Annotated in this window: 13 protein-coding genes; 6 read left to right on the forward strand and 7 right to left on the reverse strand. The window is 38.6% G+C overall.

Going from position 1 to position 12,390, the window contains the following annotated elements; genetic code table 11:
- The first annotated feature begins 51 nt into the window (after positions 1–51).
- Positions 52–789: a tyrosine-protein phosphatase gene (locus AC23ME_RS19420; protein ID WP_487729407.1), complete on the forward strand. Its 738-nt coding sequence runs from the start codon at positions 52–54 to the stop codon at positions 787–789.
- Between the two features lie 240 nt (positions 790–1,029).
- On the opposite strand, the gene AC23ME_RS19425 is transcribed toward AC23ME_RS19420, so the two are convergent.
- Together AC23ME_RS19425 and AC23ME_RS19430 are read right to left on the reverse strand one after the other, a co-directional pair.
- On the reverse strand, positions 1,030–2,262 hold the full coding sequence (locus AC23ME_RS19425) for an ABC transporter permease (RefSeq protein WP_487729408.1): 1,233 nt from the start codon (positions 2,260–2,262) through the stop codon (positions 1,030–1,032).
- A gap of 126 nt (positions 2,263–2,388) precedes the next feature.
- Complete coding sequence (locus AC23ME_RS19430; RefSeq protein WP_487729409.1) at positions 2,389–2,742, reverse strand: HesB/IscA family protein; 354 nt, start codon at positions 2,740–2,742, stop codon at positions 2,389–2,391.
- 94 nt (positions 2,743–2,836) lie between these two features.
- On the opposite strand from AC23ME_RS19430, the gene AC23ME_RS19435 reads away from it, so the two are divergent.
- From AC23ME_RS19435 to dnaA, 3 genes are all read left to right on the forward strand, one after another.
- The gene (locus AC23ME_RS19435) at positions 2,837–3,367 is read left to right on the forward strand and encodes a DUF7935 family protein (RefSeq protein ID WP_487729410.1); all 531 of its coding nucleotides are present in this window, start codon (positions 2,837–2,839) and stop codon (positions 3,365–3,367) included.
- A 148-nt stretch (positions 3,368–3,515) separates the two neighbouring features.
- Complete coding sequence (locus AC23ME_RS19440) at positions 3,516–5,060, forward strand: acyl-CoA mutase large subunit family protein (RefSeq protein WP_487729411.1); 1,545 nt, start codon at positions 3,516–3,518, stop codon at positions 5,058–5,060.
- 207 nt (positions 5,061–5,267) lie between these two features.
- The gene (gene dnaA / locus AC23ME_RS19445; RefSeq protein ID WP_487729412.1) at positions 5,268–6,698 is read left to right on the forward strand and encodes a chromosomal replication initiator protein DnaA; all 1,431 of its coding nucleotides are present in this window, start codon (positions 5,268–5,270) and stop codon (positions 6,696–6,698) included.
- Positions 6,699–6,800: 102 nt separating this feature from the next.
- Here the strand turns inward: dnaA and AC23ME_RS19450 are convergent, their stop codons facing one another.
- From AC23ME_RS19450 to AC23ME_RS19470, 5 genes are all read right to left on the reverse strand, one after another.
- On the reverse strand, positions 6,801–7,340 hold the full coding sequence (locus tag AC23ME_RS19450; RefSeq protein ID WP_487729413.1) for an NUDIX hydrolase: 540 nt from the start codon (positions 7,338–7,340) through the stop codon (positions 6,801–6,803).
- A 50-nt stretch (positions 7,341–7,390) separates the two neighbouring features.
- Positions 7,391–7,789 (reverse strand): hypothetical protein, encoded by a 399-nt coding sequence (locus tag AC23ME_RS19455; protein WP_487729414.1) that lies wholly within the window; start codon positions 7,787–7,789, stop codon positions 7,391–7,393.
- A gap of 53 nt (positions 7,790–7,842) precedes the next feature.
- Positions 7,843–8,616, reverse strand: coding sequence for a TPM domain-containing protein (locus AC23ME_RS19460; RefSeq protein ID WP_487729415.1), 774 nt, complete (start codon positions 8,614–8,616; stop codon positions 7,843–7,845).
- Positions 8,617–8,662: 46 nt separating this feature from the next.
- Positions 8,663–9,103, reverse strand: coding sequence for a TPM domain-containing protein (locus AC23ME_RS19465; RefSeq protein ID WP_487729416.1), 441 nt, complete (start codon positions 9,101–9,103; stop codon positions 8,663–8,665).
- Between the two features lie 81 nt (positions 9,104–9,184).
- Positions 9,185–9,766, reverse strand: coding sequence for a LemA family protein (locus tag AC23ME_RS19470; RefSeq protein WP_487729417.1), 582 nt, complete (start codon positions 9,764–9,766; stop codon positions 9,185–9,187).
- Between the two features lie 226 nt (positions 9,767–9,992).
- Between AC23ME_RS19470 and AC23ME_RS19475 the strand changes: the two genes are divergently transcribed.
- Both AC23ME_RS19475 and AC23ME_RS19480 read left to right on the forward strand, forming a co-directional pair.
- Positions 9,993–11,540 carry an NAD(P)/FAD-dependent oxidoreductase gene (locus AC23ME_RS19475; RefSeq protein ID WP_487729418.1) on the forward strand — a complete coding sequence of 516 codons (1,548 nt, stop codon included), beginning with the start codon at positions 9,993–9,995 and terminating at the stop codon, positions 11,538–11,540.
- A 57-nt stretch (positions 11,541–11,597) separates the two neighbouring features.
- Positions 11,598–11,957 (forward strand): CoA-binding protein, encoded by a 360-nt coding sequence (locus tag AC23ME_RS19480; protein ID WP_487729419.1) that lies wholly within the window; start codon positions 11,598–11,600, stop codon positions 11,955–11,957.
- Positions 11,958–12,390: the final 433 nt, after the last annotated feature.

A 12,390-nucleotide genomic window follows, 5' to 3' on the forward strand; every position in this document is an offset into this window, starting at 1 on the left:
TTCGGTTCTACATTTATATAACTTTTGATTTTAAACTTTTAACTTCACCAAGTGTTCGGTCTATTCAAAAAACGCAGTAAAGAACCTAATATCGATTTTTCTTCGATAGGTACTGACATGCATTCGCATATTATTCCTGGTATTGATGACGGTGCACCGAATTTGGAAGCCTCTTTAGCAATGGCAAGAAAATTTGTGTCGCTTGGCTTTAAAAAACTGATTGCTACACCACACGTGATGGCAGATTTTTATAGAAACACGCCAGATACTATCCATAATGGTTTAGATATTTTACGAGAAGGCTTGCTAAAAAATGAGATTAACCTAGAAGTTGAAGCAGCAGCTGAATATTATTTCGACGAAACTTTCATTAATAAATTGGATAGGAAGGAAGTGCTTGGTTTTGGCAATAAATACCTGCTATTTGAACTTTCCTATATAAACCAGCCACCAAATTTATTGGATGTGTTATTTAAAATACAAGATGCGGGCTTTTATCCAGTGCTGGCACATCCAGAACGTTATCCATATTATCATGGTAGTATCGAAAACTATCTGCAAATTAAAGAATACGGGTGCTTCTTGCAGTTGAACACGATATCGCTTACTGGCTATTATGGCAAAGGCGTTAAAAGTGCTGCTGAAAGCTTGGTAGATCACAATTGCATTTCTTTTTTAGGTAGTGATATGCACCACTTGCGCCATGCACAGGCGCTAAAAGACAGTTTAAATACATCGAGGGTAGAAAAACTGATCACACAAGGACAGTTGAATAATTTGTTGTTGTAACGTTTAGCCATAGGCACTAAACTTATAACCATTAAACCTTATTATAGCGGAAATACTTTTTGATGCGTCATTTCGAACGTAGAGAGAAATCTGTTGCATAAGGATTTCAAACTTTGAGATTTCTCTCTACGTTCGAAATGACGGTGGGCCTGGCGCAAAAAGATTTTAGCGGAAAGAAGGGCTACACAAGCCAAGCATTACTAACGCCTGTTTTCCAAAAAAGAAAAACTTCTACTTCGTTTACTCGTAACGCAATGCCTCTACCGGGTCTAATTTCGATGCTTTTTGTGCTGGATAATAACCAGAAAGAATGCCTACGATAATACAAAGTGCCAAACCGCCGGCAATAAATGCCCACGGAATTAGAAATCCACCACCCATCATCATAGATACAACATTGCCTAACGCTATCCCGAGTAAAATACCCATGATACCACCTAAAAGACAAATTACAATAGCTTCGATAAGGAATTGTTTCCTGATGACCACTGGATTTGCCCCGATGGCTTTTCTAATACCTATTTCGCGGGTACGCTCGGTTACTGATACCAGCATAATATTCATCAAAGCAATAGATGCACCCAACAAAGTGATGATACCAATAGCGATACCGCCCCACCTTACTAATTTTAAATTCTCGAAAAGTGTTTGGGCTACCGCATCACTTTTGGTGATTTCGAAGTTGTTGGCCTCACCAATTTTCAACTTGCGTATAGCTCTAAACGTAGAAGTAGATTCGCCGATAATATTCTCTACCAGATCTTGACTTGGTACAATTACAGTGATGGTATAAGATGGATTTGCGTTTGAGTTTATAAGTTTCGCCTTGAATAAAGGTACATAAACTGCACGGTCTATACTTGCTCCCATGCTAGAGCCTTTGGCCACCAGCACACCTATTACTCTTAAGCGGTTATTACCGGCAGTGATCACTTTATCGAGCGGGTCTGCGCCTTTAAATAGCGTTTTAGCGATCTCAGAGCCGATAATGCAAATATTTGGCCCGCCTAAGGACTCCGAATTATTGAAACTTCTGCCTTGGGCTAGCTCTAAACCCTGCGCAGCCAAGCCATTTTCGTCTATACCGCGTATATTAATGTTAGGGTTAGTTTTTTCTTGAGCATATTTAACTGTAGAACCACCGCTAGCAAAAACACTTATAGACACACCTGCCGGTGAATTTAATCTCTCTTTAAATTTAAGCGCATCTTCATATCTAATGGGCTTAAAGCTTTTAGGGCGTTCGCCAGATCCACCAATTCTAATACCAGTGCCTCTGTTTCTAATGGTAAAAGAGTTGGCGCCCATACTAGAGAAAGCATCGGTCATTTTATACTCGATGGCATCTATGGTTGTCAAAATTCCCACTAGTGCAGAAATACCGATAGCAATAATGAGGGCTGTAAGAAAAGTACGCAAACGGTTACTTTTAATAGATTGCATCGCTAATCGTACGTTTTCTCTATAGTTCATTGCTGGTAATTGGATGTTAAATAGGCAGGAAAGCTACACTTTCTTTTTAAAATACACCTATGTAAAAATAAAAAGTCTCGCTGTTAAGACAACGAGACATCGGGAAATGTTACAAAGTATTAGCTTTTAAACCGAGAAACTTGTGCCACAACCGCATGTGCTAGCCGCATTTGGGTTGCTAAAGGTAAAGCCTCTCGAGTTTAGGCCGTTTTGCCAGTCAATTTGCATACCCATCAAATACATCTGATGAGCTTTGTGCATAAACACCTTTATGCCATCAATTACAAATTCTTGATCGCCTTCTTTCTTTTGATCAAAACCTAAAACGTAGTTCATGCCAGAACAGCCACCACCTTCAACGCCAACACGTAGACCAAAGTCTTCAGCAATTTCTTGTTGGTCTTTAAGCTTATTTAATTCGGCAACTGCACCTAAAGTAAAGGTTACAGGTGCAAAAGTTGTTTCAACAGGATTACTCATCTTTATTTTAAAATTATGATAAACAAATATAAATATTTATGTACATTTTTGCCTGTCGTTATGGCTAATATTACGATGTATAAACAAAACTAAAATGGATTTAAGTAAATTTCTTTGGAACTCGGCAACACTAGCATTGGGTGGTACTATCATTGTGGTTGTAGCATACTACATGGTGAGAAACGATATAATGTCGTTTTTGCAGCGTAGAAAAGAACCAGCACAGCCTGATAGCAAAGCAGATTTTTTAAGTCTTCGTTTGCAGGCGCATGAGCGGATGATCATTTTTGTAGATCGGATAAATCCATCGAACTTGCTGTTGCGTTTGCATCAATCTGGAATAGAAACTGCAGCGTTGCAAATCGTAGCGGTAAACGAAATTAAAACCGAATTTCAGCATAATATTACACAACAACTTTATTTGGAGGCGGGTACGTGGACGGTTATCCAAAAGTTGAAAGATGATACCATTGCAATGATTAATAATGCAGTAAAGAACCTGCCTGCAGACAGTTCGGGGGTTGAGTTAAGTAAGAAAGTGCTGAACCATATGAGCGAAATTGCCGAAAATCCATACGAACTTACCATCGGCTTAATTAAACAAGATATACATAAACTATTTTGAGGTTAATCGTTTTCATTGCGGTTAATCGTTTAAACCGTTTAATCGAACCAGCTTTTAATTAACAGTTGGTGGGTTGTCAGTTAACCGATTAATCAATTTCAACTCCCGATAGCTATCGGGATAACCAAATCAATAAACCAAGTATACCATGGACAAAAAACATACAACCACTTCCGGGATTGAGATCAAGCCTGTTTATCCGGCCAATTCCAAACAAAAGGAGTTGCCAGGAGAGTTTCCTTTTACCAGAGGCATACAAAAAGATATGTATCGTGGTAGATTGTGGACCATGCGCCAGTATGCAGGTTTTTCTACCGCTGAAGAATCTAATAAGCGTTACCATTATTTATTAGCTCAAGGTACTATGGGTTTATCGGTAGCTTTCGATTTACCTACACAAATTGGCTACGATTCTGATGATGATATGGCCGAAGGGGAAGTTGGGAAAGTTGGTGTAGCGATAGATTCTTTGAAGGATATCGAAATTTTGTTTGACGGCATAGAGTTGCAGAAAATTACTACATCTATGACCATCAATGCTACTGCTTCTATTTTATTAGCGATGTATATTGCGTTGGCAAAGAAACAAGGTGCAGATTTGTCACAAATTTCGGGAACAATTCAGAACGACATTTTAAAGGAGTATGCAGCTAGGGGTACTTACATTTATCCGCCGAAACCTTCCATGCGTATCATTACCGATATTTTCGAATATTGCAGTAAAGAATTACCAAAGTGGAATACGATTTCCATTTCTGGTTATCATATTCGCGAAGCCGGTTCTACTGCAGTGCAGGAATTGGCCTTTACACTATCCAACGGGAAAGCTTATTTAAATGCGGCGCTACAAAAAGGCTTGGATATTAACGTATTTGCCAAAAGACTATCGTTTTTCTTCAATTGCCATAATAATTTTTTTGAAGAAATTGCCAAATTTAGGGCTGCAAGGCGGATGTGGGCAAACATCGTTAAAAATTTGGGTGCAACGGATGAAAAGGCGATGATTCTTCGTTTCCATACACAAACAGGTGGCTCTACTTTAACTGCACAACAACCCTTAAATAACGTGATGCGGGTATCGAACCAGGCCCTTGCTGCGGTATTGGGCGGTACACAGTCGTTACATACCAATGGTTACGACGAGGCCTTATCGTTACCCACAGAGGCTGCGGCCAAAATCGCTCTGCGTACACAACAGATTATTGCGTTTGAAAGCGGTGTTACTGATACGGTTGACCCGTTGGCTGGTTCGTATTTTATTGAAGCATTAACGGATGAGATTGAAGCTGCTGCTATTATATATATAGATAAGATAGAAGCAATGGGTGGTTCGGTGAATGCGATAGAGAATGGTTACATCCAACAGGAGATTGCTGATGCCGCATACCAATATCAAAAGGAAGTAGAGAGTGGTGATCGAATTATTGTAGGGGTGAACAAATTCACTCAAAATGAAGGTAGTTTTGATGAGGTGTTTAATATAGATGAGTCTATTAGAACGATACAAATTAACAAGCTTAAGAAGTTAAAAGCCGAAAGAAATAACCAAGCTGTTGAAGCTGCGCTTTTAAATTTGAAAAACGCAGCAAATGGAACTGAAAATTTAATGCCATTTATATTGCTTGCTGTAGAAGAATATGCTACCTTAGGAGAAATAGCAAACTGCTTACGTGAGGTGTTCGGCGAGTACTAAAAATACTCCTAAAAGTGATGTGGAAAAATAGTTATTAACATCAATTATTTAGGTGGGCTCATTTATGCTGTTGCTGATTAAGTAGTTACAAAATAATTCAAAAAAATATTCGGAATGTTGATAATTTTTTGAATATTCGAAGTCCCAAATGTGCGGTATCTAATCGCACCTTTTAGAACTGAAAACCAATAGATTATAGAAAACGATATGGAAAAAACTTGTACCGAAGTGTGGAATAGCTGTCTTCAAATCATTAAGGATAATATTCCGAATCAAAGTTTCAAAACTTGGTTCGAACCAATATCTGCCCTTAAGCTAGAAGGCAAAGTTTTAACCATACAGGTGCCTAGTTTATTTTTTTACGAATGGCTTGAAGAACACTATGTTGGTTTGCTTAGAAAAACGGTAAAAAAGCAGTTAGGAGACGAAGGTAGATTGGAATATAATATAGTGGTAGATAAGTCGTCTAGCACAGGGTCTCCATATACTACAAATATGCCATCTAACGGTAATGGTGCAGAGGCTAAAACGCAGTCTATGCCTATACCTGTTGCTATTAATAAAGACATTAAAAATCCGTTCATTATTCCGGGTTTAAAAAAGCTAAATGTAGACCCTCAATTAAATCCTAATTATACTTTTGATAATTATATAGAAGGAGATTGTAACCGTTTAGCTCGCTCTGCAGGTTATGCAGTAGCTGCAAAGCCGGGAGGAACTTCTTTTAATCCGTTAATGATATATGGTGGAGTAGGTTTAGGTAAGACTCACTTAGCCCAAGCTATTGGTAACGAAATTAAACGCAATATGCCAGACAAACTGGTGATTTATGTGTCTTGCGAAAAATTCTGCCAACAATTTGTAGACTCGTTAAAGAACAATACCATTAACGATTTCGTGAACTTCTACCAAGCAATGGATGTAATCATCATGGATGATGTGCACAACTTTGCCGGTAAAGAAAAAACTCAGGATATCTTCTTCCACATTTTTAACCACCTACATCAATCAGGTAAGCAAGTGATTTTAACATCAGATAAAGCACCTAAAGATTTAGCAGGTTTAGAAGAAAGATTGTTAAGCCGTTTCAAATGGGGCTTATCTGCAGATTTGCAGGTGCCAGATTTAGAGACTCGTGTAGCTATCCTTAAAAAGAAAATGTATGCTGATGGTATTGAGTTGCCAGGTGAGGTAGTTGAGTATGTAGCACACAACATTGATAATAACGTTCGTGAGCTGGAAGGAGCAATGGTTTCATTACTTGCGCAATCTACTTTGAATAAGAAAGACATCGATTTAGCGTTAGCTAAACAGATGTTAAAGAACTTTATCAAAAATACTTCGAAAGAAATTTCGATGGAATATATACAGAAATTGGTTTGTGAATATTTCGAGGTGCCAGTAGACATGGTAAAATCACAAACACGTAAACGTGAAATTGTGCAAGCTCGTCAAATCTCAATGTATTTGTCTAAGAGCCATACCAAATCTTCATTAAAAACCATTGGTGCATTCTTTGGCGGTAGAGATCACTCGACCGTAATTTATGCTTGCCAAACAGTAGAAGATTTGATTGAGACGGACAAGAAGTTTAAAGCTTACGTAAACGATATTCAGAAAAAGCTGAAAATGAGTTAATACTCGTATAACGCATAAAAAAGGCTGAGCAAATTTGCTCAGCCTTTTTTATGTTAACCAATTCGTCATTGCGAGGCACGAAGCAATGACATAACTTAATATCTACAAATTTGCCAACCCATAAAACAGACCAGCTACATGCAAAGCCTGATCAATCTTGTTATCCTTTAACAACTGCTTCACTTCATCAATACTGTATAGCTCTACGTTTAAAATTTCATGTTCATCTAAATGTTGCTCGTGAGTTTTCACACCACCTTTCAGTAAATAAGTAAAGGTTTGGTTAGTTGCCGTTGCGGGATTTGGGTATAAAGTCGCAATCAGCTCGCAGCTATCAAAGCTGTATCCGGTTTCTTCCAATAATTCTCTTTTAACAGCAACTTCAGGAGCTTCATCGCCATCAATTACACCTCCCGGAATTTCTAATGAAATGATATCTCCCGCAAAGCGATATTGACGCACCATAATAATTTGATTGTCTTTAGTTAAGGCAACTGCGTTTACCCAATTTGGATATTCCAGTACGTAATAATCATCCTTAACGGTTCCATTTTGTAGTTTGCAAGTATCAACTCTTAAAGTTGCCCATTTTTCTTGTACTAAATATTTAGAGGCAAGTTTCTGCCATTTTTTTATTTCCATGTAGATTGTTGTAAAGTTGTATGCTTTCGAGTATTTTGCTGATACTCCCTTTACGGAGCAGGGGGTAAATATTGCTGTATAATTTCCTGTCTGTGAAAGTTTGTCAAATGCACAATTTTATGCTTCTCTGCTAAAACTTTGTAGATAAGATTCAGTCTTGGAGCAATCAAAGTATTTCGTTCTGGACTAATACCTAGCTCGTAATACAAAAACTCACTTAACGTGTCCAGTTTTTCAGCTGGAATATCAGTTTCGTTCAGCCAACTCTCAAAAACTGATAAGTCAGTGTTTTCCAAAACAGAAGGTGGTAAATTGAAAGAAGTCTGTAAAGTTTCGTTTAAGAGTAAATTAGCTTGTGCTAAATCTCCTTCTAATTTTAATCCCATAATTCTAGCTAACACCTGGGCCAGCCGTTCAATTTCTGCTGTAAGTAAGTCTCTTCTGTACATTTTTATGGTTTTGCGTTTAGCGTCGGGCGTTTGTTTCTAAATCGTAATTCAAGTTACCAACTTCCACTACTTCCACCACCGCCAAAGCTACCGCCGCCAAATCCACCGAAACCACCGCCACCGCTTCCTCCACCGAAGCCGCCACCAAAACCACCGCCAGAATTACGGCCGCTACCAAATAGCATTCCCCAGAAAATAGCATCAGAAACACCACGGCCGCCAATAATTTCGCCACCGTTGCCGCCACCACCACGTTTCATCAGAATGATAATCACAATAATGATAACCAATATAATGATACCAGAACCAGCACCACCAACACTCTTCTTTGTTCTAGGTTTATCATTTTTGTATTCGCCTTTTACTAACGAAATGATAGAATTAGTTCCAGCATCAATGCCAGCATAATAATTTCCTTCCTTAAAAAATGGCTTAATGTCGTTTTCGATAATTCTTTTAGTGTAGATATCAGGTAATGCACCTTCTAAACCATATCCAGTTTGTATCGATAGTTTGCGGTCGCCAAGTGCCACCAACAAAACTACGCCATTGTTCTTTTCCTTACCGCCAACTCCCCAATTTCTTCCCAGCTTGTAGGCATATTCATTAATATCGTAATCTTCAACAGATTTAATGATCACTACAGCAATCTGGTTCGACGTCGAATCATCAAAAGCTACAAGCTTACGTTCTAAGTTGGCTACTTGATCGGCAGATAAAGTATTGGTAAAATCATTTACGAGCCTATTAGATTTCTTCGGAAAATCTTGAGAAAATCCGAAAGTGAAAGTAAGTAGCAAGGTAAATAGCAGAAATATTTTTTTCATCCGTATATATGTAATAAGTGATGATTAGTAAATAGCAATAATTGAATTAGCTTTTGTGTTGATCTATAAAATAGATGTCATTCGGAAGTTCGTTCACATCATCATTTTTATTTGGGAAAAATGTCGATAGTTTTTCTCCAGCTAAAGCGATGCCGGCAATAACCCCTTCGCATAAATTTCCAGCCATAAAATGAGCTCTCATTGCCGTTTTGGTTGTTTCCCAAAAATCAGACGGAACCAATTTGTTAATGCCTCTATCACCAATAATTGCAAACTTATGGTCTTCGGTTGCTAAATAAATCAATACGCCGTTATGTTGTGAAGTCTGGTCCATCCCTAATTCATGGAAATAAACCGCTGCTCTTTCATAAGCATCTCCCTTGCAATATTTCTCAACAGCAATCCTAATTTCTCCAGAAGTCGCTTTTTCAGCTTCAGTAATAGTATGGGCAATTTGCTCCTGTTCTTGGGTAGTGAAAATAGACATAAGTATAAATTAAAAAGTAAAGGGTAATGTATAATTCAAAAGCGAACTTATACATTACCCTGTAAAAAAGGTTTTTTATAACTAAAATTCTACCTTAGGAGCATTTTGAGAACCAGCGTCCGCTTTAAATGCCGCCTTTTGTGAAAAGCCGAACATTCCAGCAGTAAGGTTGTTAGGGAACGATCTGACCTTAGTGTTGTAAGTTTGTACAGAGCTGTTATAATCAGTACGAGCAACAGTAATTCTGTTTTCGGTTCCTTCTAACTGTGCCGATAAATCTCTGAACTGATCTGTAGCCTTTAACTGCGGATAGTTTTCTGTCAATACCATCAAACGACCCAAAGCTTGTGTAATCTGTCCCTGAGCTTGTTGGTACTTCTGCATATTTTCTTCAGTAAGCTTATCTGGATCTACAGTAATCTGGCTTGCTTTGCTACGAGCTTCAATCACAGCGGTCAATGTCGACTCCTCAAATTTTGCAGCACCTTTTACTGTACTTACTAAATTTGGTATTAAATCCGCTCTACGTTGGTATTGTGCTTCAACAGCACCCCATTTTGTTTTAACATCTTCATCTAGCTTTACTAAACTGTTATATCCACAGCCACTAAACAAAGCTACTATTGCAACAATCGCAACAATTCCAATTAAAACTTTTTTCATGTTATTTCTTTTTAGGTTTTTTATTTTGATGATTAGATATCAATATCCGTTCCTTGTTACTAAAACAGATAAAAAACTGACAACTTGCCATATTTAACCACAAGATAAGTAAATAAAATAAGAGCATCTAATATCTGTTTGTACAACAATCAGACAATTTAACAATAAAACAATCCAACAATAATCCTAATTTTGCAATGTTCGAGATAAAAACTCGACTATTGATATGCAAAAAGACATCGAAATTACCATTGTTCCTCACAATGTAGATAATCAGGCCGCAATTACAGAAAGCCTTGCCAAAGCATTAAATGTAAGCGCCCAAAAAATCACAAGTTTCAAGATATTAAAACGTTCTATCGATGCTCGTTCGAGAAAGGTTGTTTATCGGATGCAGGTTCGAGCCTTTATAGACGAAGATTACATCTCCGAAGAACAAATATTTAAGTATCCCAAAGTAAGCGATGACAAAAAAGTAATCATTGTAGGCGCTGGCCCCGCTGGATTATTTGCCGCATTGCAATGTTTAGAAAATGGTTTAAAGCCAATAGTGGTAGAACGAGGAAAAGATGTAAAGCAACGTCGTAGAGATTTAGCTGCTATCAATAAGCAAGGTATCGTAAATACAGAATCTAACTATTGCTATGGCGAAGGCGGCGCCGGAACTTACTCTGATGGTAAATTGTATACCCGTTCTAACAAACGCGGCGATATTAATAAGGTACTGCAAATTTTTGTGCAACACGGTGCCGATGAAGACATCACAATCGATGCTCGACCCCACATCGGAACCAATAAACTACCGCATATCATTACTGCCATTCGCGAAACCATTCTCGAAGCGGGGGGAGAGGTACTTTTCGACTCAAAACTCACAGATCTGATTATCAAAGATGGAAGCGTTCAGGGGATTATCATAAACCACGAGCAGGAAATCCCTGCTAAATCAGTTATCTTAGCAACCGGTCATTCTGCTAGAGATATCTACGAACTTTTACATCGCAAAAATATTTTAATCGAGGCTAAACCTTTCGCCCTAGGAGTAAGAATAGAACATCCTCAAGACATCATCGACCAAGCACAATACCACTGCGATATCAGGAGCGAATATCTTCCGCCCGCATATTATAGTTTGGTAGAGCAAGTTAAAAGTCGCGGTGTGTTTTCATTTTGTATGTGTCCGGGAGGTATCATTGCTCCCTGTGCTACAGGTTTAGACGAAATTGTGGTCAACGGATGGTCACCATCAAAGCGAAACAATCCCTACGCAAATTCAGGTACTGTAGTTCAAGTCACTTTAGATGATGTTCAAGGTTACGATCCGCTGCGGATGTTACATTTTCAAGCCGAAATAGAGCAAAAGGCATTTGAAGCAGGTGGCGGCAACCTGGTTGCGCCCGCACAACGTATGATTGACTTTGCAGAAAACCGTCTATCGCTCGATTTGCCAAAGAACTCTTACCTGCCGGGTACAAAAAGTGCAATGCTAGATAATATACTTCCCGAGTTTGTTTCGGAGAGTTTACGTGGCGCACTTCCAGTCTTTGGAAGAAAAATGAAAGGTTACTACACTAACGAAGCAATTTTAGTCGGTGTCGAAAGTAGAACATCTTCTCCTGTGCGCATACCGAGAGATAAGGAAACTTTCCAGCACCCGCAAATCAAAGGGCTTTATCCTTGCGCCGAAGGTGCCGGTTACGCTGGCGGAATTGTATCTGCGGCAATAGATGGTATCAACTGTGCAAACGCAATTCTAAATCAGCATAAACATTAACCTCGTAAATTCGTTTTACTTAGTAAGTAACCAAACTGTGCAATCAAGAAAGTTGAAATGAAAAAGACATTAATCATAGGCGCAAGTCCAGATGCAAGTAGGTATTCCTATAAAGCGGCTCACATGTTAACCGGTCGTGGCCACCAAATTGTCAACGTAGGTATTAAAAAAGGAGAAGTTGCAGGTGCGCCTATAGAAAAACCGCAAACCATCCATCAAGATATAGATACCATAACACTTTATATTGGTCCCGCAACACAGCCAGAATACTTCGATTATATCATTGCCACCAAGCCACAACGCGTCATCTTTAATCCTGGTACCGAAAATAGAGAACTGCAACGAGTATTAGATGCAAACAATATAGAATATACGGAAGCTTGCACCTTGGTTATGTTGGCAACAGGCCAATATTAGTTTTAAAAGTTTTAGAAAATCAAAATTACAGCTGCTATGAAAAGATAGTCCCGCTGTACATTACAAGTCCGCACTCGTACCTCGCTTGCGGGCTTTTCATTTCCATCGGGTTTACTCTTCAAAGGCATTGCCATTGGTATTCCGCTTACCTGCATGTTGCCTATAGGTCAATCTTTGCGTCCTTTGCGGAGCTCTTGCTTTCTTTGCGATAATATAATGTAATGCGGAATGTCCCGGATTTTATAATAAACATAGTATTAAAGCTCATTTGCGGTGGACATATCTGTACATGTATCAGCATTTCGATAATAGCATATCATTTTTTCTCATTGTATTCCAGCTGGTTGTGCCTTGTGTCAAATAAAAAACGCTTCTTGTGTTGTGTGTGGATATATTTTTTCTACCTTTGCACTCCGCTTCGGAGGAAGAGGGG

This window comes from Pedobacter sp. T50_32, from assembly GCF_057652195.1.